The sequence below is a fragment of the Actinocrinis puniceicyclus genome, from assembly GCF_018283645.1.
GTDB classification, from domain to species: domain Bacteria; phylum Actinomycetota; class Actinomycetes; order Streptomycetales; family Catenulisporaceae; genus Actinocrinis; species Actinocrinis puniceicyclus.
Genome location: NZ_JAGSXH010000032.1, coordinates 1 through 26,435 on the forward strand (window position 1 = coordinate 1; position 26,435 = coordinate 26,435).

Genomic DNA, 26,435 nt, shown 5'->3' on the forward strand with positions numbered 1-26,435 from the left:
GGGTTTGACCGTGCCGGGGGTCCAGTCCACGTGCGGGCTGGGCGCGTCCAGGTGCAGGTTCCCCGGCAGCGCGCCGTGGCTGATCGCCTGCACCATCTTGATGACCCCGGCGACACCGGCCGCGGCCTGCGTGTGGCCGATGTTCGACTTGATGGCCCCGATCCACAGCGGGTTCTCGGTGCTGCGATCCGGGCCGAAGACCGCATGCAGCGCCTGCGCCTCGATCGGGTCGCCGAGCGCGGTCCCGGTGCCGTGCGCCTCGACCGCGTCGACCTCAGCCGGCCGCAGACCCGCCGAAGCCAGCGCCTGGCGGATCACCCGCTGCTGCGCCAGGCCGTTCGGCGCCGTCAGACCGTTGCTCGCACCGTCCTGATTCACCGCCGAACCACGCACCACCGCCAGAACCCGGTGACCGTTGCGCCGGGCGTCGGAAAGACGCTCGACCAGCAGCAGTCCGACACCCTCACCCCAGCCGGTGCCGTCGGCCGCCGCCGCGAACGGCTTGCAACGCCCGTCCGGGGCCAGACCGCGCTGGCGGGAGAACTCGACGAAAAGCGTCGGAGTCGCCATCACCGTGGCGCCACCCACCAGAGCCAGACCGCACTCGCCCGAACGCAGCGCCTGCGCCGCCAAGTGCAGCGCCACCAGCGACGACGAACAGGCCGTGTCCACCGTGACCGCCGGGCCCTCAAAACCGAAGCTGTAGGCGATACGGCCCGACGCCACCGAAGGCGCGCTGCCGGTGCTGATGTAACCCTCGAATTCCTTCGGCGCATTGTTGAGCAGACGCGACCCGTAGTCGTCGTACATCACGCCGACGAACACCCCGGTGGCCGACCCGCGCAGCGTCTCGGGATCGATCCCGGCGTCCTCCAGCGTCTCCCACGCGGTCTGCAACAGCAGCCGCTGCTGCGGATCGATCGCCAGCGCCTCCCGCGGCGAGATCCCGAAGAACCCGGCGTCGAAACCAGCCGCGTCGTGCAGGAACCCGCCCTCGCGCGCGTAGGACGTGCCGGGCTGCTCGGGATCCGCGCTGAACAAGCCGTCAAGATCCCAGCCGCGGTCCGACGGGAATGCGGACACTGCGTCTCGACCCGAAGCGACCAGCTCCCACAGGTCCTCGGCGCAACGCACACCGCCCGGATACCGGCATCCCATCCCGATGATCGCGATCAGGTCCCGGCCCTCGCGATCGCCGCCATCAGACGCCTGATCGCCGCGGACCCGGGCCGCACTCGCAGCCGGCGTTGTCGAGGTGCCGCCGCTGAGTTCTTCGACCACGTACCGAGCCAGCGCCTCGGGCGTCGGGTGATCGAAGACCAGCGTCGCCGGCAGGCGCAGGCCGGTCACCGAGTTCAGCCGGTTACGCAACTCCACAGCGGTCAGCGAATCGAATCCGAACTCCCGGAACGCACGCCGCGTCTCGATCGCCGTCACGTCATGCCCGACCACCGCAGCAGCCTGAGAGCGCACGAGGTCGATCGCCGCCTCGATCCGCTCGGCCTGCGTCATCCCCGCCAGGCGGTGCTTGAGCGACGCGCCCCGGCCGCCCTGCTTCGCACGCCGTGCCGATGCCGGGACCAGGTTGCGCAGCATCGGCCGCAGCGTCCCCTCGGCAGCCAGCCCCCGCAGCACTGCTCTGTCCAGCGCGGCGCCGATCAACGCCCGGCCTCCGGATCCGGATTGGAGCCCCGCATCGAACAGCGCCATGCCCAGTTCGTCGGGCATCGGCCGCAGCCCCTCACGGGCCAGTCGAGCGAAGTCGCTGCGCGCGAGCCCGCCGGTCAGTCCCGAACTGCGCTCCCACAGGCCCCAGGCCAGCGACACCGCCGGAAGCCCGGCCGCGCGCCGGTACCCGGCCAGAGCGTCAAGGAACTGATTGGCTGCCGCGTAGTTCGCCTGTCCCGCGGTGCCGAGCACACCTGCGAGCGACGAGTACACGACGAACGCGGTCAGATCGAGACCGCTGGTGAGCTCGTGCAGGTTCCATGCCGCATCCACCTTGGGCCGCAGAACACGGTCGAGTTGCGGCGCGGTGAGGGCGGTGACGGTCGCGTCGTCGAGGACGCCGGCCGTGTGGACCACGCCGGTCAGCGGATGCTCGGCCGGGATACTCGCCAGCAGCGCGACCAGCGCCGGGCGATCGGCGGCGTCGCAGGCCGCGACGCGGACCGACGCGCCCGACTCGGTGAGATCGAGAGCCAGGTCGGCGGCGCCCGGCGCGTCCATCCCGCGCCGCGACGCCAGAATCAGATGACGAACTCCGTGCGCCGCGACCAGATGCCGCGCCGCCAGGGCGCCGAGCGTGCCGGTGGCGCCGGTGATCAGAACCGTGCCCGCTGGATCGAATACGACCGGGGCCGCCGGGGCGCTCGCGTCAACGTGCGTGACGCGAGGCGCGAACGGCCTGCCGCCGCGCACCGCGACCTGCGGCTGTGCGCAAGCCAAGGCGGTCCGCACAGCGTCCGCGCTCGGCGCCGCGTCGAGATCGAGCAGCACGAACCGGCCCGGATTCTCGGTCTGGGCGCTACGCACCAGCCCCCACACCGCGGCACCGGCCAGATCCACGTCCACGGCTGCTTCGGCCGCCGGGTCAACCGCCGCATCGGCCGTCGTGTCCGCTGCTGCGGGTGTCGCAGTGGACTGGGAAACTGCCATGCTCTCGCCGTCGTCGACTTCGACGGCGTCCCGCGTCAGCACCACCAGCCGGGTCTCGTCGAAGCGGTTGTCCCCGAGCATGTCCCGCACCGGCGCGAGCACGTCGCTCAGTGCGGTGCGCACCCGCGCCGGAACGCCGCCGGACGGCTCCGGCCGCGTCGCGAAGCAGGACACGATGACGACCGCCGGCGCCGCGTCGCCAGCGGCCACCGCGGCCTTCAACGCGGCGAAGTCCGTGAACACCCGCGCCTGTGCCTGCTCGGCCAGCGCCGCGCACTGCTCGCCGTCGCGCGCCAGAACCGCCCAGCGTTCCACGCGTGCAGCACTATCGCCCGCGTTACCTGTGTCGCCCGCATCGCCCGCGTTACCTGTGTCGGCCGCGTTACCTGCGTCGTTCGGCTCCTCGACGGCGACCCACCCGAGCCGCAGCAGCGCCTCCCGCCCGGCCCGATCCGGCGAGCGCAACTGCTCGACCGCGATCGGCCGCACCGCCAGCGACCGCACCGACACCACCGGCCGGCCCGCCTCGTCCGTCAGCGCCAGGCGCAGCGCACCGCCCGCGAGCCCGGACATCTCGACGCGCACCGCATCGACCCCCCGCGCGTGCCGGACCACACCGCCCCAGGAGAAAGGCAGCCGCACCAGGCCCGTGGCGTCGCCGGACGAGGCGAGCAGCAGCGGATGCAGCGCGGCGTCCAGCAGCGCCGGGTGCACGCCAAAGCCGGAGGCGTCCGCGTCCTGCGGGAGCCGGACCTCGGCGAACAGCGTGTCGCCCGCGCGCCAGGCCGCCGTCACGCCCTGGAACATCGGCCCGTACTCGTATCCGCGGTCGGCCAGAACGTCGTAGAGGTCTTCCACGCCCAGCGCGACGGCCTCGCGCGGCGGCCAATGCTCCGCCGCGACCGCACCGGCCACCGCGTCATCATCGTTCTCTGCGATGCCAATGGTGCCCGTGGCGTGCCGGATCCAGTCGCTCTCGCCTTCCCCGGCTCGCGCGTGCACGGACACCGAGCGCCGGCCCGTTTCGTCCTCGGGGCCGACGAGAACCTGGACCCGGACTTCGCCCTGCTCCCCGGACGGGTCCGGCAGGATCAGCGGCGTGTGCAGCGTCAGTTCGTCCACCTCGTCGCACCCGACGCGTTCGGCGGCCTCCAAAGCCAGGTCCAGGAATGCCGTACCGGGCAGCAGCACGCAGCCCGCCACCGCGTGATCGGCCAGCCACGGCAGCGCCTGCCGGGAGAGCCGGCCGGTCAACACGACCCGCTGCCCGTCCGCCAGGTCCACCAGCGCGTCGAGCACGCCATGCGCCACCGGCTCCAGACCGAGATCCGCCGCGTTCGCCGTCGGGGCCGCGTCCAGCCAGTACGAACGGTGCTGGAACGGGTACGTGGGCAGATCGATGCGGCGTCCGCCCGGCAGCAGCGCGGTCCAGTCCACCGGCCGACCGTTCACGTGCAGCGCGGCCACCGCGCTCAGGAACCGGCGCCGATCATCCCCCCGCCGCCGCAGCGTGCCGGTGACTACCGCGTCCCGCACCGTCTCCTCGATGCTCGGCACCAGGATCGGATGCGGGCTGGCCTCAACGAACGTGCCGAAGCCGTCCGCCTGAAGCGCGCGCACCGTCTGCTCGAACAGCACGGTCTCGCGCAGGTTCTCATACCAGTACTGCGGCGTGAGCGTCGCGGTGTCGACAGGCGCGGCGCGCACCGTCGAGTAGAAGGCGATCTCGGCTGTGCGCGGCTCGATGCCCGCCAGCTGCTGCATCAGTTCCTCGCGCAGGGCCTCGACGTGGCGCGAGTGCGAGGCGTACTCCACCGCGATCCGCCGTGCCCTGATTCCCTCCTGCTTCACCGCCGCGAGCAGTTCGTCCAGGGCGTCGCGGTCCCCGGAGACGACGCTCGCCGCCGGACTGTTGACGGTGGCGACGCTCAGCCGGCCGTCCCAGGCTTCCAGCCGCCGCCGCGTCTCGTCTGCCGGCAGCGCCACCGAGACCATGCCGCCGGCTCCCGCCAGCCGGCCGAGCAGCCGGCTGCGCAGCGCCACGATCCGCGCGGCATCGTCCAGCGACAGCGCGCCGGCCACGCACGCCGCCGCGATCTCGCCCTGCGAGTGCCCGATGACCGCGTCCGGCCGGACACCGGCCGACTCCCACAGCCGCGCCAGCGACACCATCACCGCGAACAGGACCGGCTGCACGACGTCGTCCCGGTCGAACCCGGGAGCCCCGGGCTCCTGCCGCAGGACGCCGAGCAGCGACCAGTCGATGTGCGGAGCCAGAGCCGCGGCGCAGGCCTCGATCCGCTCGGCGAACACCGGGCAGGTGTCCAGCAGCCCGACGGCCATGCCAGGCCACTGCGAACCCTGCCCGGGGAAGACGAACGCGGTCCGGCCGCCGTCGCCCGCGACCGCGGCCACGACGTCGGCCGAAGGCTCCCCGGCGCACAGCGCCCGCAACGCGCCGCTGAACTCGTCCCGGGACTGCGCGACGAGCACGGCGCGGCGGTCGAACACCGAACGGGTCGTCGCCAGCGAATAGCCGATGTCAGCCAGCGCGACCCGCGGATCCGCGGCCACCGCGGCAAGTCGCGCGGCCTGCGCCTGGAGGGCGGTCTCGGACTTGGCCGAGATGACCCAGGGCATGGCGATCCCCGGCCCGCCGGCATCCCACGGCGTGTCAGAGCTCTGGCCATGAGCCGTGTCAGGGCTCTCCATCTGCTCGGCGCCGCGCGCGGCGACCGGCTCGGCGCCGGGCGCCTGCTCCACGATGACGTGCGCGTTCGTTCCGGAGATCCCGAACGAGGAGACCCCGGCGCGGCGCGGGTGGCCGTTCGCCTCCCACGGCACCGCCTCGGTCAGCAGCCGCACACTCCCCTCGGACCAGTCGACGTGCGGCGTCGGCTCGGCGGCGTGCAGCGTCGCCGGAAGCAGCCCGTTGCGCAGCGCCATCACCATCTTGATGACACCCGCGACGCCGGCCGCCGCCTGGGTGTGCCCGATGTTCGACTTCAGCGATCCCAGCCACAGCGGGCGCTCGCCGGCGTGCCCGGGGCCGTAGGCGGCGATCAGCGCCTGCGCCTCGATCGGATCGCCGAGCGTGGTGCCGGTGCCGTGTGCCTCGACCGCGTCGACGTCGCACGGTTCCAGTCCCGCCGAGGCCAGCGCCTGCCGGATCACCTGCTGCTGCGAGGGCCCGTTCGGCGCGGTCAGCCCGTTGCTCGCGCCGTCCTGATTCACCGCCGAGCCGCGCACCACCGCCAGCACCGGGTGCCCCTCGCGCAGCGCGTCGGAGAGCCGCTCGACCACGAGCACGCCCGCCCCCTCGCCCCAGCCCGCGCCGTCGGCGCCGGCCGAGAAGGACTTGCAGCGGCCGTCGACGGCCAGGCCGCGCTGGCGGCTGAAGGCCACGAAGATCCCCGGCGTGGCCATCACCGTCACGCCCCCGGTCAGCGCCAGGTCGCATTCGCCGGTGCGTAGCGCCTGGCAGGCCAGGTGCAGCGCGACCAGCGAGGAGGAGCACGCGGTGTCGACGGTGATCGCCGGGCCCTCCAAGCCCAGCAGGTAGGACAGCCGGCCGGAGGCCACGCTGCCGCGGCTTGAGGTGGCGAAGTAGCCTTCGAGCCCGGCGGAGGGCCGCTCCAGCAGCCGGTTGCCGTACTCGTCGTACATCACGCCGGCGAACACGCCGGTGCGGCTGCCGCGCAGCGCCGCCGGGTCGATCCCGGCGCGCTCCAGCGCCTCCCACGCGGTCTCCAGCAGCAGCCGCTGCTGCGGGTCGGTGGCGAGTGCCTCGCGCGGGCTCATCCCGAAGAACTCGGCGTCGAACCGGTCCGCATCGGTCAGGAAACCGCCGCTGCGGGTGTAGACCTTGCCCGGCTTGTCAGGGTCCGGATCGTAGAGCCCGGCCAGGTCCCAGCCCCGGTTCGCAGGGAACGGGCCGATCGCGTCCCCGGCGGCGGCCACGAGCCGCCACAGGTCCTCCGGCGAGGCGACCCCGCCGGGGAAACGGCAGCCCATGCCGACGATCGCGATCGGCTCGTCCTGCGCGGCGCGGGCGACGGCCGTCACCGGGGCGCGCCCGCCGTCGCGGCCGAGCAGCCGGTCGCGGATGCAGGCGGCCAGTGCGGCGGGGGTCGGGTAGTCGAACACGAGCGTGGTCGGCAGCCGCAGACCCGTGGCCGCACCGAGCCGGTCGCGCAGATCGACCGCGGTCAGCGAGTCGAAACCGAGCTCGGTGAACGGGATGAGCGGGGCGAGGGTGCGGCCGTCGGCGTGCCCGAGGACGATCGCGACCTCGGACCGGACCAGATCGAGGGTCAGCCGGTCCCGATCCGCCGGGGCAGCCGCCGCGATGCGCCTGACCCACGCGTTCGAGCCCTGTGTATTCGCACCCTGGGATACTGCCACGGTCGAGGCGGCGGCTCGCCGCGCGGGCGCCTTGACCAGCGCGCGCAGCATCGGCGGCACCGCGGCGTTCCGGGCGCGGGACCGCAGCGCGGCCGGGTTCAGCAGCGCGGTCACCGTGATCGGCTCGCCGGCGCGGCAGGCGGCGTCGAAGAGCTCCAGTGCCTGCTCGGCGGTCATCGCCTCCAGACCGGAGCGTGCCATCCGCGCGCGGTCCGCGTCGTCCATGTGGCCGGTCATCCCGCTCGCGTCCCCCCACAGGCCCCAGGCCAGCGAGGTCGCGGGCAGGCCGAGCGCGTGCCGGTGGCAGGCCAAGGCATCAAGGTACGCATTCGCTGCCGCGTAGTCGCCCTGCCCGGCGCCGCCGAGGATGCCGACCACCGAGGAGAACAGGACGAATGCGCGCAGCGGGAGGTGCCGGGTCAGCTCGTGCAGGTGCCATGCCGCGTCGACCTTCGGCGGCAGCACCCGGTCCAGTTGCCGCGCGGTGAGGGAGGTGATGGTGCCGTCGTCGAGCACACCAGCCGTGTGGATGACCGCTGTCAGCGGCGCTTCGGCGGGCACGGCGTCGATGAGGGCGGCCAGCGCCTCGCGCCGCGTCACGTCGCAGGACTCGAATCTTATGTGTGCGCCGAGGTGCGTGAGCTGCGCTGCCAGCGTTGTGGCGCCTTCCGCGTCCGCGCCGCGCCGCGAGGCCATGATCAGGTGCCTGACGCCGTAGCTGGTGACGAGGTGCCTGGCCAGGATGGCGCCGAGGGTTCCCGCGCCGGTGATCAGGACGGTGCCCTCGGGGCTGAACCTCGGCGCGCCGGTGTCGTCCGCGCCGGTGTCGTCCGCGGCGGCCGTGTCGGCGGCCCGCGTCGCGAGGCGCGGCACGCGGACGGCGCCGTCACGCAGCGCAAGCTGCGTCTCGCCGGACGCCAGGGCGGCGGCCGGGATCTGCGGCGCGCCGGACAGTTCGTCGACGTCGAGCAGGATGAAGCTGTCCGGGTTCTCGGTCTGCGCGGTGCGCACCAGACCCCAGATCGCGCCGCCGGCCAGGTCGGGCACGCCTTCGCCGGGCGTCGTGGCGATCGCACCCCGCGTGACGAGCACGAGCTTCGACTCCGCGAAGCGGTCCTCGGCGAGCCAGCTCTGCACGATCCCGAGCGCCCGCGCCGTCGCGGCGCGCACCGCCTCGGGAGAGGCTTCGAGCGGCGAGGAAACGCTGGCATACACGTACCGCGGCGCGGGAGCGTCGCTGTGGCAGACCTCGTCGACGTCGACGAGGACGGCGGGAGTCGGATCGCCGAGCGCCAAAGCGGTCCAGTCGATGCCCAGCGCGCCCTGCTTCCTGCGCGCGGCCGACAGCTGCCCGGCGGCGACCGGCCGCAGCGCCAGCGACTCGACCGTGAGCACGGCCGTGCCCTCGGCGTCGACCAGGGCCAGCGACACGGTGTCCCGGCCGGTGATCCGGGCCCGCAAAGCGGCCGCGCCGGTGGCGTGCAGCCGCACGCCGCTCCACGTGAAGGGCAGCAGCATCGACCCCTCGGCATCGCGGCCCACGACGGGATGCAGCGCCGCGTCCAGCAGCGCGGGATGAATGCCGAAACGCTCGGCGCCGGGCGCCGGCTCGCCGGCCAGGCCCAGCTCCGCGAACCAGCCGTCAGAGTCCTGCCACAAGGCCTGCACGCCCTGGAACGCCGGGCCGTAACCGTAGCCCTTCGCGGCGAGGCGGTCGTAGAGCCCGTCGACATCGACCGCCTCGGCGCCGGCCGGCGGCCACTGCGCGTCGAACGCGGCCTCACCGGCATGGGCGGCGGCACCGGTATCGGCGCCGCCGCCGGCCGCGTTCGTCGGGCCGAGCAACCCTTCGGCGTTGCGCGTCCACGGGCCCGGGACGTCCGCAGGCCGAGAGTGGAAGGAGGCGGTCCGCCGCCCCGCCTCGTCACCCGCGCCGACACAGATCTGAAGCTGAACGGCGCCGTCGGCGGGAAGAAGCATGGGCGCGTGGACGGTCAGCTCCTCGACGCCGTCGCACCCGGCGCGGTCGGCGGCCTGGAGCGCCAGCTCCACGAACCCGGTCCCGGGAAGCAGCACCGTGTCCTCGACGGCATGGTCAGCCAGCCAAGGGTGCGTGCGGACGGAAAGCCGCGCGGTATGCACGACAGCCTGCCCGTCGGCGAGCTCCAGCGACGCCCCGAGCAGCGGGTGCGCGGGCGCTTCGAGCCCGGCCGCCGTCACGTCCCCGGACGCCGGGGCGTCGAGCCAGAACCGCCGCCGCTGGAACGGATACGTCGGCAGGTCGACGGCGGCGGCCGGGTATCCGCCGACCACGCCAGGCCAGTCGACGGCGGTGCCGTGCACATAGAGCTGCGCGGCGCAGTTCAGAACCGCCTGCCACCCGCCGTCGTCCCGGCGCAGGGTGCCGACGACGACCGGTGCGCGCTGCGCGTCGGCCAGCGTGTCCTGGAGCGCGCCGCCCAGGATCGGATGCGGGCTGACCTCGACGAAGGCGCCGTGCCCGGCCTCCCACGCGGTCCTGGCGGCCTGGCCGAACAGCACCGTCTGCCGCAGGTTGCGGTACCAGTACTCGGCGTCCATGACGGCGGTGTCGATGCGGTCGCCGGTGACGGTCGAGAAGAACGCGGTATCGCAGGACCGTGGTTCGATGCCCGCCAGTGCTTCGAGGACGTGCTCGCGGATCGCCTCGACATGGGCGCCGTGCGAGGCGTAGTCGACCGCGATTCTGCGTGCCCTGATCCGGTCGGCTTCGAAGCGTTCGAGCATCTCGTCGAGCGCGTCGCGGTCCCCGGAGACGACCGTGGCCGCCGGGCCGTTGACGGCCGCGATGCCAAGCCGTCCGCTCCACGCGGCCAGCCGCCGCGTCACCTCGGCGGCGGGCAGCGCGACCGAGGCCATGGCGCCGATCCCGGTGATCCGCGCGAGCGCCTTGCTGCGCAGCGCGACCACGCGGGCCGCGTCCGGCAGGCTGAGCGCCCCGGCGACGTACGCCGCCGCGATCTCGCCCTGCGAGTGCCCGATGACGGCGTCCGGGCGCACGCCGAGCGAGCGCCAGAGCGCCGCCAGCGAGACCATGACCGCGAACAGCGCCGGCTGGATCACCTCGTCGCGCTCCAGGACGGGTGCGTCCGGCGCGCCGCGCAGCACGTCGAGCAGCGAGAAGTCCACGTGCGCGGCCAGAGCGTCGGCGCACATCGCGACGTGCCGCGCGAATACCGGCGACTCGTCGAGGAGCTGTGCCGCCATGCCGGCCCACTGCGAACCCTGGCCGGGGAATACGAACACCGTCTTACCCGGCGGTTGCGCCGTCCCGCGCGCGCCGTACGCCGCGGCCCCGCCCTCACTCAGCGCCCGAAGACCCGCCTCGAAGTCGCAGGGCTCGGAGCCGACGATCACCGCGCGGTGGTCGAAGGCGGCGCGCGTCGTGGCCAGTGCCCGGGCGATCGCGTCGACCCGCACGGCGGGCTCGGCCCGGACCAGGCCCAGCAGCCGGTCCGCCGCGGCCGTCAGCGCGGCCTCGTCCTTGGCGGTGAGGATCCACGGGACGGCGACGGCCGCAGCGGGCGTCGGCGCGGCCGGCAGCGGCGGCTGCTCGGCCTCGTCGAGCTCGACCTGCTCAAGGATCACATGCGCGTTGGTCCCGGAGATCCCGAACGACGAGACTGCGGCGCGCCGCGCACGCCCGTTCTCCGGCCACGGCACGGCATCCCGCAGCAGCGAGACGGCACCCGCCGACCAGTCGACGTGCGGCGAGGGCTCGTCGATGCCGAGAGTGCCGGGCAGCAGGCCGGCCCGCAGCGCCATCACCATCTTGATCACGCCGCCGACACCCGCGGCGGCCTGCGCGTGCCCGATGTTCGACTTCAGCGATCCGAGCCACAGCGGCCGCCCCGGATCGCGCCCGGGGCCGTAGGCGGCGATCAGCGCCTCGGCCTCGATCGGGTCGCCGAGCTCGGTCCCGGTGCCGTGCGCCTCCACCGCGTCGACCTCGGCCGGCTCCAGGCCCGCCGACGCCAGCGCATCACGGATGACCCGCTCCTGCGACGGGCCGTTGGGCGCGGTCAGCCCGTTGCTCGCGCCGTCCTGGTTGACCGCGCTGCCGCGGATCACGGCGAGCACCCGGTGGCCGCGGCGCCTGGCGTCCGAGAGCCGCTCGACCAGCAGCATGCCCACGCCCTCGGCCCACGCGGTGCCGTCCGCCGCCGCCGCGAACGGCTTGCACCGCCCGTCGGGGGCCAGCCCGCGCTGGCGGCTGAACTCCACGAACATACCCGGCGTGGCCATCACGCTCGCGCCGCCGGCCAGCGCCAGGTCGCACTCGCCGTACCGCAGCGCCTGACAGGCCAGGTGCAGCGCCACCAGCGACGAGGAGCACGCCGTGTCGACGGTGACCGCGGGCCCCTCCAGCCCGAGCGTGTAGGCGATCCGGCCGGAGATGACGCTCGTGGTGTGGCCGGTCAGCAGGTATCCCTCGAACCCGTCGGCCGCCTCGTGCAGCCGCGGCCCGTACTCCTGCGCCATGGCGCCCGCGAACACGCCGGTGCGGGTGCCGCGCAGCGTTCCCGGGTCGATGCCGGCGCGCTCCAGCGACTCCCACGCCGTCTCCAGCAGCAGCCGCTGCTGCGGCTCCATGGCGGCGGCCTCGCGCGGGCTGATGCCGAAGAACGCGGCGTCGAAACGGTCCGCGTCGTACAGGAAGCCGCCCTCGCGCGCGTACGTGCGCCCCGGCTTGCCCGGCTCGGGATCGTAGAGCCCGTCCAGATCCCAGCCGCGGTTGGCCGGGAAGGGACCGATGGCGTCGCGGCCCTCGGCCACCAGCCGCCACAACTCCTCCGGCGTGGCCACCTCGCCGGGGAACCGGCAGGCCATCGCGACGATCGCGATCGGCTCGCCGTCGTGGGCGCCGCGCGAGGCCGCGAGGGGCGCCGGGTCCGGCTCGCCGCCCGGCGTACCGGCCAGCCGCTCGCGTAGATGCCGCACCAGCGCGGCCGGGGTCGGGAAGTTGAACAGCAGGCCCGCGCCGAGGCTCAGACCGGTCGCCGCGCGAAGCCGGTCGCGCAGCTCGACCGAGGCGAGCGAGTCGAACCCGAGGCTCTTGAAGGAACGCGCCTCGTCCACGGTGTCCGGCGTGACGTGGCCCAGCACGATCGCCACGGTGGTGCGCACGAGCTCGGCGAGGCGGGCGTCGAGCCCGGCGGGGGAAAGGCCCGACCACTGCGCGCCCGGCAGTCCGCAGGCCGCCGACGTGTCCTCAGTGTCCTGATCCGCAGCGCCTGCTCCTGCGGGCAGCGCCGCGCGCGCCGCGGACGCCGCGGCGTCCGCGGTCAGCCAGTGGCTCTGGCGCTGGAAGGGGTAGGTCGGCAGCGGCACCCGGCGCGCGCCGGTTCCCGCGAACACCGTTTCCCAGTCCACTGCGACGCCCGCGGTGTGCAGTTGCGCCAGCGACGAGGCGAACCGCGCCCAGCCGCCCTCGCCCCGGCGCAGCGTGCCGAGCGCGACCGGCCGCGCGTCCGTCGGCTCGGCGCCGTCGAGCGTGTCGCGCAGCGCTGAGATCAGGACCGGGTGCGCGCTCACTTCGAGGAAGACGGTGAATCCGTCCTGCGCCAGCGCGCGCGTCGTGGCTTCCATTTGCACCGGCTCACGCAGGTTGCGGTACCAGTAACCTGCGTCGAGGCGGTCGGTGAGCGGCCCCGCGGTGACCGTGGAGTAGAACGCCGTGCGCGGTTCGCGGGCGTCGACCTCGCCGAAGGCGTTGAGCAGGCCGTCGCGGATCTGTTCGACGTGCGGGGAGTGGGACGCGTAGTTGACCTGAACCATGCGTGCCTTGACATCCCGCTGCGCCAGGTGCGCGATCAGATCGTGCGCCGCCTCCGGGACGCCCGCGACGACCGTCGAGAACGGGCTGTTGTAGACGGCGATGCACAGCGCGCCCTGCCAGCGGGGGATCAGGGTACGGACTTCATCGGCGGGCAGCGGGATCGAGACCATGACGCCGCCGTGCGCCAAGGTCGCCAGCATCCGGCTGCGCTCGACCACGATGCGCGCCGCCTCGTCCATGCTCAGCGCGCCGCTGACGCAGGCGGCCGCGATCTCGCCCTGCGAGTGGCCGGTCACCGCGTCGGGGTGGACGCCGAGGCTCTCCCAGTACCCGGCCAGCGCGACCATCACGGCGAACAGCACCGGCTGGGTGACCTCGTCGCCGTCCAGGTCCGGCGCGCCGGGTTCGCCGCGCAGCACGCCGAGCACGGACCAGTGCGTGTGGTGCTCCACCGCCGCAGCGGCGGCGTGCAGCAGGCCGCGGAAGACCGGCGAATCGTCGAACAGTTCCAGCGCCATGCCGCTCCACTGCGCCCCCTGGCCGGGGAACACGAAGACGACCTTGGGCTCCTCCAGCGCCCGGCCGGCCACCGCGTGCGCGGCGTCCTCGCCTCGGGCCAGCGCCGCCAGACCGCTCAGTGCTTCCTGCCGGTCGCCGGCCAGGACGACGGCGCGGTGTTCGAAGGCGGTGCGGGTCGTCGCCAGCGAATATCCGAGGTCGCACACGGCGGGGCCGGCGTCCTCGTCGGCCGCCGTCGCGGCGATGCGGGCCGCCACGCGTTCGGCCTGGGCCCGCAACGCGGCCGGGGTGCGCCCGGAGACCGGCAGGGCGACGAGCCGCGCCGCCGGGCCGCCGGGTTCGGCCACCGTCGCGTCAGCCTCCGTATGCGCCGCCGCCGAAAGCGCCGCGGCCGAAAGCGTGGCGGCCGGCCGCGGCGACGCCCCGGGCGCGGACCGCGGCGCCTCGCCGACGACGACGTGGCAGTTCGTACCGCCGATCCCGAACGAGCTCACCCCGGCCAGCAGCGGGCGCTCGGCGTGCGGCCACGCACCGGTTTCCCGTTGCACCCGCAGCCGCAGTCCGTCCAGCGGGATCGCCGGGTTCGGGGTCCGGAAGTGCAGGCTCGCGGGCAGCTGCCGGTGCCTGACACTGAGCACCGTCTTGAGCAGCCCGACGACGCCCGCGGCGCCCTCCAGGTGGCCGAGGTTCGTCTTGACCGAGCCGACCGCGAGCGGGTCGCCGGCCGCGCGCCGCGCCCGGAACACCGCGCCGAGCGCCTCGGCCTCGATCGGGTCGCCGACCGGGGTCCCGGTACCGTGCAGTTCGATGTACTGCACGCGGCCGGGACGGATCGCCGCCTGAGCCAGCGCGTCGCGCACCACCTCGGCCTGAGCGGCCCCGTTCGGCACGACGAGCCCGTCGCCGCCGCCGGTGCCGTCGTTGTTGACCGCGCTGCCCAGGATCACCGAGTAGATCGGGTCGCCGTCGGCGAGAGCGCCGGCCAGCGGCTTGAGGACCAGCGCCGCGCCGCCCTCGCCGCGCACGAAGCCGTTGGCGCGCGCGTCGAAGGTGAAGCACCGGCCGTCCGGCGACAGGCCGCCGAACCGTGCCGCACTGACGGCGCCCTCGGGGATGAGGTTCAGTTGCACGCCGCCGGCGATCGCCAGCGCCGTCTCGCCGCGCCGCAGGCTCTCGCAGGCCATGTGCACGGCCACCAGCGAGGAGGACTGCGCGGTGTCCACGGTCAGGCTCGGGCCGTGCAGTCCGAAGGTGTAGGAGACGCGGTTGGCGATCAGGCCGCGGCGCACTCCGGTGAAGGAGTGCCGGCCGATCGCGCCCGGCCCGTGCTGGTAGAGCAGGGTCGCGTAGTCGTCGCCGATCGCGCCGACGAACACGCCGGTGCGGCTGCCGCGCAGCGCCTCGGCGACCAGCCCGGCGTCCTCCACCGCCTCCCAGCTCAGCTCCAGCATGAGCCGCTGCTGCGGGTCCATCGCGCCGGCCTCGCGCGGCGAGACGCCGAAGAACCCCGCGTCGAAACCGTCGACCCGGTCCAGGAACGCGCCGTGCCGCGCGGCCAGGCGCACCGGTTCGGGCACGTCGTCGCCGAGCGCGTCCGGATCCCAGCGCCCGGCCGGGACCTGGCCCACGGCGTCGACGCCGTCGCGCAGCAGCCGCCAGAACGCGGCGGGGTCCTCGGCCCCGGGCAGCCGGCAGGAAACACCGATCACGGCGATCGCGCCGTCGGGCTGCGGGCGCGAAGCGGCGGCCCGAGCGTTGGAGACGCGCTTTCCCGTCATGGCGGCCTGACTCCTTCTCTGCGTGCGGTCTGTACCGTGGGCGGCGGCGCCGGGAGCACGGCGAAGCCAGGGAGCTGATACGAGGGTGCTGATGTGGGAGTGCGGTGCCGGGCGGGGCGCGGCGGTGTCCGAGCCCTACCTGTGGTCGGCGCCCGCCGCGGCCAGGTCGCGGCGCAGCATCGCGAGGAACTGCTGCGGCGGGTCGCGCACGAACAGATGGCCGCCGGGGACCGTGCGCAGTTCGAAGCCTGAGTCGCCGTGCCGGGCCCAGCCCGCCATGGCGTCGGCGGCGATCAGCGGGTCGCCGTCTCCCGAGTAGGCGAGGATCGGCCGCGGCAGCGGCTCGCGGCGGCCGACCACGTGGCTGTTGCACAGCTGCAGGTCGTCACGCAGCAGCGCCACCGCCGCGTCGACCCAGTCCGGGTACTTGAGCAGCATCGGCGACATGCCGCCGGCGTCCAGCAGCCACTGGACGAGCCCGTCGCGCGACAGGTCCTCGGTGCCCGCGGACACCGGCGGCACGTCCGGCGGATTGCAGGCCCCGACGATGAGTGCCTCGGGCGGCCGCGCTCCCGCGGTGATCCGGGCGTGCACCAGGTTGAAGGAGATCAGGGCGCCCATGGAGTGCCCGTAGAAGACGTGCGGCGATTCCAGATGCGGGCCGAGCTGCTCGCACAGCACGCGCACCACCTCGCTCATCTCGGTCAGCCGCCCGTCGCGCACCCGGCGTTCGCGGCCCGGCAACTGCACCGCAAGCACCGACACCGACGGGCCGAGCGCCTGCTGCCATTCGGCGAACATCGAGGCGCCGCCGCCCGCGTGGTGCAGGCAGAACAAACGCAGCGGCGCCTTCGGGTCGGGCGCCGCGGTCAGAAACGGCGTCAGCGCCCCGGTCGTGCGGCCGGCTGCGGCGTCCACGGTCATCTCCCCGCCCCCCTGACCGCTCGACGCGCTCGCAGGGCCCGCCATACGGCGCCGAGCACCACTCGCTGCGGATTGCGGACCCGGCGCATCCGCAGCACGGACAGCACCGTCCATATGCGGGTCTCGGTGACGTGGAGCGGCGAGCCGTGCACATCGTCGTTCTCGACCAGACGCAGGTCGGCCAGCCGCTCGCGCAGCAGCGCCGCCTCCGCGCCCGGGATGATCTCGTCGCGCCGGCTGTTGAGGTAGGCGACCGGGATCCGGATCGCGTCGAGCTGCTCGTCGCTCAGTGCCAGCGGCGCGAGCCGGCCGGCCAGGTCCCCGGCCGGGTCCCCGGGCCGGGCGCCGGTCAGCCGGGCCAGGGTGTCGGCGGTGATCCGCGGCACCCGGGCCAGCCAGTCGCGGTCCGTGAAGAACACGCGCACCGGCGCTCCGGCGGTGACGACGCCGCGGATGCGCGGGTCCTCGGCCGCCGCGCGCAGCGCGAGCTGCCCACTGAAACTCAGAGTATTGGCATAGGTGTGGTGCACGTCGGCGCGGTCCGCCACCGCGTCCAGCAAAGCCGGCAGCATGCGCCAGCTGTCCGCGTCGTAAGGCAGGGTGTTCTCGCCGACGCCCGGAAGCTCGGCGGCGATCCCGGCCATCCCGAACTTCTCGACCAGCGGCAGGACCGAGGCCCACTGCTCCTTGACGCTGACGATGCCGCCCATGATCAGCAGCAGCGGGCGCGGCCGGTGCGCCGACAGGCCCGCCGCCCAGCACCGCAGCGGGCCGACCGAGGTCTCCAGCTCCAGCCGCTGCACCTGCGGCGCCTTCTGCCGGCACCATTGGCCGAACGCCGCGACGCAGGCCAGAGCGGCACGCTCGCGCGCCGGGCCGTCGGGGTAGGGGAAGCGGGCCATCGCGTAGTGACGGCAGGCTTCCAGCGCCCGGCCCCGGGCCAGCAGCGCGTCGGCCGCACGGCTCCATTCCCCGGCCCAGCTGCCCTCGCCGTCGCCGAGGTCGGTGCCGATCCGGTCCAGTATCGCCCGGTAGCCGGGGATGGCCTGCGCGCGGGCGTGCAACTCAATGAACTGCTTCAGCTCCCGCACGTCGTTGACGGCCGGGTTCACGGGTGCGCTCATGACCGGCTCGCCGCCTTTTCTGCGCCGGCCGCGGCCGGCTCGCGCGTCGCGGGCGGTGCCGGGTGCCCGGCATCCGGGACCGCCGGGAAGTTTTCGAGCCCTGTTTTGATCTCGGCGAGCACGTCGGCCGCCTCGGCGCCGTCGATGACCCGGTGGTCGAAGGTCAGCGAGAGGCGCAGCACCGGCGCGATCACCACCGCCGAGCCGCGCGCGACCGGCCGCTGCGCGATCTGCCCGAGGCCGAGGGTCACCGTCGTGCCGCCGATCGAGTAGAACCCGTCGATCGGACGGTGGCCCAGGGAGCTGACGGCGAAGGTGCCCAGCAGCGCGGCGCGGCGGCGCAGCGGTCGCGTCGCCATCCGGGAGAGCAGCCGGCCGTTCGGCACGGGCAGCTTGTGCAGCATCCGCGCGCCGGCGAACTCCTTGAGTTGCTCGGGATCGCCGTCGCGCAGCCGGTCGACCTGCTGCTGGATCTCGTCGAGGGAGCAGTTCGCCAGGTCCGGCAGCACGGCGGTGAGCACCACCCGCACTCCGCCGAGCGTCCGGTCGAAGGCGAGCTTGCCGTTCACGGTCCCGTAGCGGGCGACGCGCGGCCGCAGCCGGCCGCGGATGGCGCCGTTCGCCTCCGGGTGCGCCGCAAGGACGCGGGCGGCGGTGTGCAGCACGTAGCCGGAGACCGAATACGAGTGCTGATCCGCGCGTGCCGCGGCCCGGTGTTCCAGGACGGCGCCCATGTCGACCTCGGTGTCGAGGAATACCGGCGCGAAGTCGCGCAGCCCGGCCAGGAAGTGCAGGGTGTGCCGGCGCTGCCTGGGCAGGGCCCGGATCGTGACGGCGGGCGCGTCGCGCGCGGTGCTCGCCGTGCCCGTGCCCGTGCCCGTGCCCGTGCCCGAGCTCGTGCTTGTCCTCGTGCTCGCATTGCCCGCGGCGCTCACGACGTCACCGCCGCGTAGATCTCGCCGAGGGAGCGGGCCCGCAACAGCTCGACCATCGGCACGCTGCGCCCGGTCTGCCGCTCCAGCGCGGTCACCAGCCACAGCAGGTGCAGCGAGTCCCAGCCGGCGATCTGGTCCAGGTCGCGGTCGACGTCCTCGGCGGTCACCGGCAGGCCGAGCCCGTCGGCGATCAGCTGGACGAAGTCGTCCACGGTGGTCACGGTGTTCACGAGTGGTCTCCTTGCGGGCCGTGGTTGCCGTTCTCGGTGGCGGCGCCGGGCAGGTCGCCGAGCGACTCGTCGAGGTGTACGTGATCCGGGGTGCCGACGATCTCGGCGAGGTCGTGGCGGAACCGTGTGGTGCCGTCCTCGTCCGCCGCGAGCCGGGTGAAGCCGTAACGCGGGTAGAGGTCCTTCACTCCGGAGTTCTTCGCGGTCGGCCGGTATGCGCCGAACACCGCGGTCGCACCGGTCCGCCGCGCGTGGCGCAGCACCGCGGCCAGGCAGGTCTGCTCGATGCCGCGCGCGAACACCCGGCAGCTGAGCAGGAAGTTCTCGATGTGCAGCGCGTCCCCGGCGCGGCGCGCGAAGATCGCGCCGACCAGTCCGTTCTCGCCGAAACGGTCGCCGGAGTGGATGGTGAGCACCAGTTGTGCGGGGTCGCCGGCCAGCGCCCGCACCTCGGCGGGCTGCATGCGGCGCGTGGTCAGATTGAACTGGTTGGTGCGCTGCGTGAGCTGCGCGACGCGCGGGACGTCCTGGTCGCCCAGCCGGGCGAGGCGGACCCGGACGCCCAGCTCGCGCAGGTAGTCCGCGAGGGAGTCGAAGCTGCGCAGGAAGTCCTCGCGGGCCAGTTCGTCGGTGTACCTGGCGGCGCGGCCGCGGTCCTCGTCGGTGAGTTCGAGCACGTCGAACCAGCCGTCGGCGAGCAGCCGCTCCATGTGCCGCGCGGGTTCGTCGTCCACTGCGACGACGGACACCTGCGGCAGTTCCCGCTCCACCAGGCCGCGCTCGTACGGGCTGTCGTCCACGAACACGATGCTGTCCACACCGAGGTTGAGCGCCCCGGCCAGTTCGGCGAGGTTCTCGTGCTTGGGCCGCCAGTTGGCGCACACGCGCACGAAGTCCGCTTCGCGCAGCGTCTGCTGCGGGTGGTCGCGCAGCACCGCGCGCACCGGCTCCACATCGTTCTTGCTGACCGCCGCCAGCAGCACGCCCTGGGACCCGATCTGCTTGACCACGCGCTGGAAGGCGCGGAACGCCTCGCCGCGGTAGCCGTCGGCCACCTCGATGCCTTCGGCGCCGTCCTCGCCGAGGATGCCGCCCCACACCGTGCCGTCCAGGTCCAGCGCCAGGCACTTCTTCGTGCGGCCGGTCAGGTGGCGGGCCAGGTGCGCGACCTCGCGGGCGTAGGCGGCCAGCAACTCAGGGGACAGGTGTGCCTTCGCGTACACGCTCATCCGCGCGTCCTCGGCCGCGATCCCGCCGGCCAGCAGCGGATCGAGGTCGACGACGATCACGCCGGGCCGCTCGCCGAGCCGCAGCAGGGCGGCGTTGCCCTCGTGCCAGATCGCGCCGAGCCGGGCCCGGGAGCGGTGGTCGAGCAGTTGCGCGCTGTGGCGGCGCGGCAGCGGCAGGGTGTTGAGAACCAGGGTGCCGCGGCTGTTGGCCGCGAACGCGGTCGTCAGGCCCTCGACGAGTCGCAGCTTCTCGCCGAAGACCCGCTCGACGTCCTCGGGCCGCCACGGCGCCGGCACCTCGTCGAACACGATCTGCGGGTCGAGGACGCACAGGGTCAGCCCGGGGCCGGCCGCGTAGAGCGAACTGCCGGGATCACCGAGGTCGAAGACGTAGCCGTCGAAGTCGGACAGGCGGATCCGCGTCAGCAGGCCGTGCCTGGCCGTGTGCGCGGTCAGCGCGGGGACGAGCGCGGCCAGGGTGCCGTGCCCGGTGACGGCGATGTCGAGGGTTGCGACGCTCGGGTGCAGCCGGGTGACCTCGTCGGCGGACAGGCGGCTGAGCAGTTGCCCCGCGGCGATCAGGTCGGCGTCGGACAGGTGCCGCAGCAGGCCGGCGACCAGAGGGTACTGCTGCACGAGGCGTCCGGCGCGATGCAGCGCCACCAGGTCCCAGGATGCGTCCTGGACCGGGAACGACGCATCGGCGGCGCCGGAGCGGACGGCGGTCATCGGCATCAGGGCCTTTCGGGGCATCGGGATCTGCCGGGAGAGTCAGACGTGCTCGAAGGCGCGCTGTTCAGGCTTCGCAGTGCTCTTCGGGCTTCGCAGCGATCTTCGGGACGCGCAGCACTCTTCACTGCTTTTCGAGCGCGAAGCCCGCCTTGATCCACTTGCTGGACTCGATCGTCACGCCGACCGCGCGATCGCCCTCGACCATGCGCGGCAGCAGCCGTTCGAGCTGGAAGAAGGGCAGTGCGTTGGCGGTGTTGCCGGTCTCGGCCACGCAGCTGATCTCGCGCGCGCCGGAGACGCTGAGCCGCTCGGTGATCCGGCGCGTCATCGTCCCGGACAGCTGCGGGGGCAGCAGGTAGTCGACCTCTGACTTCTTCCAGTCCAGCTCGTCGAGTAGTTCCGCGAACACCTCGTCGGCCATGCCGGGAACGTGCTGCTCGATCGCCTTGTAGTCCTCGCTTCCGGCGGGCAGGTCGGCGAGCCGGTCGGCCAGGCCGAACCACTCGACGGTCTGCGCCGGCGCCCGGCCCAGGCCGACCAGTCGCACGAGGGTGCGCCGCAGCACGGCCGAACCGGGGCCCGGCCGCGTCCCGAGCACGGCCGCGCCGGCGCCGTCACCGAACAGCACGACGTTGACCAACTGGCCCGGCGGCATGGCGGCCAGGTCCAGTCCGACGTCGAGGTGCTTCGCGCACACGTCGCCGCCGATGACCAGTGCGGTGCGGTGGTCCGCGCAGCGCAGCAGCCCTTCGGCCACCTGCAGCGCCTGCACCGCGCCGGTGCACCCGGATTGCAGCTGGTAGGCCGGGACCTGGTCGATGCCGAGCCGGTCGGCGACCATCGTCACGGTCGCGGGCATCAGCTTGTCCGGCGTCGCGGTCGCCATCACCAGCAGATCGACGTCCTGCGGGCCGAGGCCCGCGGACCGCAGCGCCTCGGCTCCGGCCTGCGCGGCGAGATCCGCGAGAGTGGCCGTGGCCTGCCCCGACTCCAGGTCGACGACCAGGTGCCGGCCGCTGGTCCCGACGAAGGCGTCGATCCACTGCTCGAACGCCGCCGGCATGCCGAACCGCCGCGCCAGCGCGGCGTTGTCGATCTGTGGCCCCGGCAGGACGCCGGATGCCGACAGGACGTGTACTTCGCTGGTACCCATCGGTGCGATCCCTCCTGGTGAATCCGGGGTCTCAGGAGCCCGTGTCGTCGCCGCCGCACAGCACGATCTGCTCCTGCACCGGCCACGGCGCGGTGTGGCTGGTCATGCGCCACCGCCAGATGCCGTGCTTGCCGGCGTAACCGCCGCTGACACCGTTGATCGGGGCCTCGACCCAGGCGCCGGACAGGATCTCGGTGCGGTCGTAGACGCCGGTCGAGACGAGCGCGCCATCGGAGAGCTGAAGGGTCTCGGAGATGCTCTCGATGGTGTGGCCCGCCGAGTCGCGCTTGAGGATGTCCAGATGCCCGGCAGTGCTGCCGACGCTCTGCCCCGAGGCGTCCTGCAACGGATCCAGATATACGGCCATCGCGCCGACGGGCGGATTCGCCGGGTCCGTGATCGGCTCGTTGGCGTAGATCCGCACCGTCGGCTCGGTGACCTCGATCCGAGTGCAGCCGGGCCGATCAGACGCAGCGGCCGCGGCCGCACTGTGGGGCGCGGCCGCAGTGACACCGCCGCCGACCGCCGCGACGGCCAGACCCGCGGCCAGCAGCCGCCGCCTCTTGTATCCGGAATTCACGCTTCCGTACCTCCTACGCAGTGGGCTTCGACGCGTGAGTACGCCGACGTCTCGATCCTGGGCGAGCGCTCTTGTGCCGCTCTAAGACACCGCTGAGCCGCGCGCGCCGGCAGGCGTGCGTCCGCGTACACGTGCGCAGTGCAGACGACTACCGGGGGAGTAGATATGGCGAAACAGGCAGTTCTTGGAGCGAATTGCTCAGCAGCTCGTTCAGCGCGCGTTTCTTCGTGCGCGCAGGCGCATCCACGCGCCCGGTCGCGGCCTTCTGTACGAGGGCCTCGCCTGCAAATGCCCTGCGTCAGCCCGCGGTCCGCGAAGGCCCTGTCCGTGCTCGCCGCGGTGGCGGGAGCGCGTCCACGGTCCTGTGCCTGTGACCGAGTGCACCGGGCGTATCAGCCTTATGTCAGTAAGGCTACGAACCGGGAGGCGACCGTCATACCCCAAACCTGCCGAGCTTCCGTCTCGCTGGGGCTCAGCGGCGGCGGGATGGGGTGTCCACGCGCCGGTCAGGGGTGCGGGTGGGCGCCGACTCGGGGTCGGACACCGGGGTACCGGCCGCGCGCCGCCATCCGCGCCGGGCGCCGCCCCGGCGCACCTCGCGCGCTCAGCGGCGCGTCGATCTTCCCAGGTCCCGGCGCACCGGGGATCACCCCCGCGTGGCCGGCGCGAGCCGGATCGACTCCGCCTCGTTCGAACCTGTGCCGGATCATCAGGTATCGGATATGGTGGTTCCGGCGAGCGGGCGGCCGGGTGTGGGACCGCGCGGCTTGCCACGGACGGTCGTTCCTGCGGAGGATCGAGGGGCTGCTGATCGGCGCGCGCGTGCTCACCGCGTTGGGCCGGTGCCTGGTCGAGGCGCGGCCGGTGGTGCAGGTGGTTTTCCTCATGCGGTTCGCCTCGGGCGCCGCGCTCGGCACCGGACGGCTGCGGCTCGGCGCCGCGCTGCTCGGTGCGCTCGGCTGGTCCCTGGCCACCTGCGCGATCTACCTGTGCAACGGGATCGCGGACTACGCCGAGGACGTGGGCAACGGTTCGCGCCGGCCGATAGCGAGCGGCGCGCTGCCGCTGGCGTTCGCCCGGCGCGTCGTCCTCGTGCTCGCGTTTGCGGCACTCGTCCAGGCGATGATCGCAGGACCGTGCCAATTCGCGGTGATGCTCTCTTATTTGACGGTAGGTTATGCGTATTCCGGGCCTCCGTTTCCGCTCAAGCGCCGCTATTACACGGCGAGTCTCGGTGGTGCGGCCCTCGGCCTGCTGACATATCTCGGCGGCGCCGTGGCGTCCGCGCGCGCGATCAGCGCGCCGCTGCTGGTTTTCGCGCTCGCCATGACCGCGTGGATGGGCGGCGTCGGGGGCATCGCCAAGGACCTCTCCGACGTGACGGGCGACCGGCTCGCCGGCCGGCGCTCCTGGCCGCTCGTGCTCGGCCCGCAGCGGGCCGGCGGCCTGATGCTGCTGGTCGCCTTCGCGGTGGCCGCGGGATTCACCGCGGCGGCCGCCGTCGCGGGGCACGGGCTGCTGCTGCCGGCCGCGGCCGTGGCCGCGGGCGCCGTGGTGCTGGCGGTGGTGACCGCGCGCGTACCGCCGGACGCGAGCCGCCGAGTGCGCCGTCGCCCCTATCGGGTGTTCATGGCGGTGCAGTATCTGGGGCACGCCGGGCTCGTCCTGGCCCTGCTCGCCCCGTTGTAGCGACCGCGCTGGAAAACGCCCGCGCATCGCGGCGCCGAAATCGCGCACCGGCAGGAAGAGGGCTCTGGCTCGTTCCAGTCCGATGCCGTATGATTGGCCTGGTATCAGTAGGCTGAGCATTTCCGGTCTACGCCGTCGCAAGTGAAGATCGTTTGTGAATGACCGTGCGGGCGGCGTGCGAAAACGCGGTCGCACGGCTGGGAGTGATGCTCAAGCGATCGGGGATGCAGAAGCGTTGAGGACGGCGAACCCGCGTTCGGACGGGGCGCACAACCTGTCGCGCCCGATGTCAATGCGCTTGTCTAAACCGCCTGACCTGCAAGTTCGGGACATCTGACGCGGCATGCGCCATGCCGCCGGTACCTCGGTGTCCGTAGTCTCCTTTTCGTCCCGTCATGGTCCATTTCATCGGCTGATCAAGTGACGATCGAAAAAGTTCATTGAATACGGCGGTTGAATCTCGGCGATTTCACGCGATAGGCACAAACACGTGTGAAAATCGGGTATGCGGCTTCACCGGCGAACCGTTGGTGTGTCGAACGAGGGGACGCAGTTGCATGGAACCTAAGGGTGAGCTCGCGGACGCCGAATGGTTGGCGACCCTCATCCGGGCGGACCGCGACTCGATACTCGGTCAGTACGGTCGGCAGCTTCGATCTCTGGACAACGCGATCGCGCACGACGACAACGCGCTGGTGCAGGCGCTGGCGAACGCGGGGCAGATCCTGGACGACGTGTGCGCGAGCCTGCGCTCCGGCCGGGTCCTGGTCGGCGAGGGCTACCAGATGATCGCCTGGGACATCGGCTTCAGCCGCGCCGCCGAGGGCGTGCACCCGAGCGAGTCGTTGCAGGCGTCCTCAGTGTTCTTCTGTACCGTGCTGGACAACGTCGGGCGCCGGCTGGCCGACCGCCCCGACGCGCTGGGGCTCCTCGTGCAGAGCGCGATGGCGCTTGAGCGAAGCATCACGCTGCGGGTGCGCACCGCCATCGCCGGCTACACTGGCTACCTGCTCAACCAGGTGCACGACGCGCAGGTCAACGAGCGCCGCCGGATCGCCCGCGACCTGCACGACCGGATCGGGCACTGCATCAGCGTGACGCACCAGCAGCTGGAACTGTTCAGCCTCTACGTCGAGACCGACGCGGGCAAGGCCAGCCAGAAGGTCGAGGCCGCGCAGCGAGCCGTGCTCGAATCCATGCAGAACCTGCGCGCCTTCACTTCCGACCTGTACGGCTTCAACCCGCTCAAGAGCCTGGACACCGCGCTCAAGTACTACATCGACAGCGCCGCCGGCGACGACGTGCACGTCCAACTGCGCGTCAACGGGAACGAGGGCTGGGCCGCGCCGGAGGTCATGGACGAGGCCTTCCTCGTGCTGCGCGAGGCCGCGCGCAACGCGCTGCGGCACGCCCACCCGTCCACGCTCGTCATCAACGTGGACATCACCCCGCAGGAGCTGCGCGCGTTCGTCGAGGACGACGGCGACGGCTTCGACGTGCACAACCAGGCCCGCGGCGACGGACTCGGCATCAGGTCGATGCGCGAGCGGGCCCGCCTGCTGGGTGGCACGCTGCACCTGCGCAGCCGGGTCGGGCAGGGCACGCACGTGGACCTGGCCATTCCCCTGGACGGGCGGGGCGATGACTACGCGGACTGACGGCAAGATCGCGATCGTCCTCGTCGACGACCACGTGCTGGTGCGCGAGGGCATTCGGGAGATCCTCTCCGCGGAGGGGGACATCGTGGTGGTCGCGGAGGCCGCCAACAGCGAGGAGGCGATCGGCAAGGTCGTCCAGCACCGGCCGGACATCGTCCTGCTGGACGTTGAGATCCCCGGACGGCAGGCGGCGGAGACGGTGGCCCGGATGCGGCTCGCCTCGGCGACCAGCCGAATCATCATGCTGAGCATGTACGACGCGCCGATCGTGCTGCGCAAGCTGATCGCTGAGGGCATCAGCGGCTATCTGCTCAAGAGCGTCGATCGCAAGGAACTGGTAGCGGCGGTCCGCAGCGTGTACCAGTCGCCGGAGCGGATGGTGCTCTCCATCTCCCGGGAGAGCCTGGCGCAGCTGCACGGCTCCCATGAGAAGTCCCTCTCGGCGCGTGAGCTGGCCATCCTGCGTCTGGTCGCGCAGGCGCTGAGCAACAGTCAGATCGCCACGCGGATGCATGTGACCGAGGCGACGGTGAAGCGCCACCTGCACGGCGTGTTCGTGAAGCTGGGCGCGGTCTCCCGGATCGACGCGGTGAACAAGGCCATCGCCGGCGGGCTGCTCGCCGGGCACGCGCGAGAGGGCGGCTCGATGCGCCGCGACTGAGCTCAAGACGCGGGTCGCCGAGGTCGCCGAGGTCGCCGGGATCGGCGGCCGGTGATGCAGCGGCTCGGGACTGTTGCGGTATCGTCCCGGTGGTGGGGTGCGGTGTGATGGCCACGGCCTGGGCGCCGCCTCGCGCGTCAGACCTCGAATCTCAAGCTTGGACGGCGTTCGGTCCGGTTCGTCGGCGGGGGCCCGATCGCCGGAGGCCGTCTCCGGCCGATCAGCCGCCGTATCAGACCAGGAATCCGCACCACGCGACCTCTCACCAGCTCGTAGGGGTGTCGGGTGGTGCACCCGGGGTTGTGACCCCGCCTCGGGCGACCATACGTTCGGCGGGATGCCA

The 26,435-nt window shown here is 73.0% G+C and carries 11 protein-coding genes; 3 read left to right on the forward strand and 8 right to left on the reverse strand.

What is annotated here, in order from left to right:
• The 8 genes from KGA66_RS11525 to KGA66_RS30005 all read right to left on the reverse strand — a co-directional run.
• Positions 1–15,177: type I polyketide synthase (locus tag KGA66_RS11525; RefSeq protein ID WP_211467605.1), on the reverse strand; the 15,177-nt coding region annotated here is incomplete at its 3' end.
• Positions 15,178–15,312: 135 nt separating this feature from the next.
• Positions 15,313–16,095, reverse strand: coding sequence for a thioesterase II family protein (locus KGA66_RS11530; RefSeq protein WP_211467607.1), 783 nt, complete (start codon positions 16,093–16,095; stop codon positions 15,313–15,315).
• 2 nt (positions 16,096–16,097) lie between these two features.
• Positions 16,098–17,225, reverse strand: coding sequence for an alpha/beta fold hydrolase (locus KGA66_RS11535; protein ID WP_211467609.1), 1,128 nt, complete (start codon positions 17,223–17,225; stop codon positions 16,098–16,100).
• Positions 17,222–18,052 carry a 2-oxo acid dehydrogenase subunit E2 gene (locus KGA66_RS31550; RefSeq protein ID WP_369015853.1) on the reverse strand — a complete coding sequence of 277 codons (831 nt, stop codon included), beginning with the start codon at positions 18,050–18,052 and terminating at the stop codon, positions 17,222–17,224. Before KGA66_RS31550 ends, KGA66_RS11535 begins: the two co-directional genes overlap by 4 nt.
• 104 nt (positions 18,053–18,156) lie before the next feature.
• The gene (locus KGA66_RS11545) at positions 18,157–18,390 is read right to left on the reverse strand and encodes an acyl carrier protein (RefSeq protein WP_211467613.1); all 234 of its coding nucleotides are present in this window, start codon (positions 18,388–18,390) and stop codon (positions 18,157–18,159) included.
• A complete protein-coding gene (locus tag KGA66_RS11550) occupies positions 18,387–20,348 on the reverse strand; it encodes an HAD-IIIC family phosphatase (protein WP_211467615.1) in 1,962 nt (653 codons plus the stop codon). The genes KGA66_RS11545 and KGA66_RS11550 overlap by 4 nt, the downstream gene beginning before the upstream one ends.
• A 124-nt stretch (positions 20,349–20,472) precedes the next feature.
• Complete coding sequence (locus KGA66_RS11555) at positions 20,473–21,504, reverse strand: 3-oxoacyl-ACP synthase III family protein (protein WP_211467617.1); 1,032 nt, start codon at positions 21,502–21,504, stop codon at positions 20,473–20,475.
• Positions 21,505–21,535: 31 nt separating this feature from the next.
• Positions 21,536–22,084 carry an allene oxide cyclase barrel-like domain-containing protein gene (locus KGA66_RS30005; protein WP_211467619.1) on the reverse strand — a complete coding sequence of 183 codons (549 nt, stop codon included), beginning with the start codon at positions 22,082–22,084 and terminating at the stop codon, positions 21,536–21,538.
• Positions 22,085–22,834: 750 nt separating this feature from the next.
• Here KGA66_RS30005 and KGA66_RS11565 point away from each other — a divergent pair.
• The 3 genes from KGA66_RS11565 to KGA66_RS11575 all read left to right on the forward strand — a co-directional run bounded on the left by KGA66_RS11565 (position 22,835) and on the right by KGA66_RS11575 (position 26,092).
• The gene (locus KGA66_RS11565) at positions 22,835–23,773 is read left to right on the forward strand and encodes a UbiA family prenyltransferase (RefSeq protein WP_211467621.1); all 939 of its coding nucleotides are present in this window, start codon (positions 22,835–22,837) and stop codon (positions 23,771–23,773) included.
• A 557-nt stretch (positions 23,774–24,330) separates the two neighbouring features.
• The gene (locus tag KGA66_RS11570) at positions 24,331–25,431 is read left to right on the forward strand and encodes a sensor histidine kinase (RefSeq protein WP_211467623.1); all 1,101 of its coding nucleotides are present in this window, start codon (positions 24,331–24,333) and stop codon (positions 25,429–25,431) included.
• Positions 25,415–26,092 carry a response regulator gene (locus KGA66_RS11575; protein WP_211467625.1) on the forward strand — a complete coding sequence of 226 codons (678 nt, stop codon included), beginning with the start codon at positions 25,415–25,417 and terminating at the stop codon, positions 26,090–26,092. Before KGA66_RS11570 ends, KGA66_RS11575 begins: the two co-directional genes overlap by 17 nt.
• Positions 26,093–26,435 lie beyond the last annotated feature (343 nt).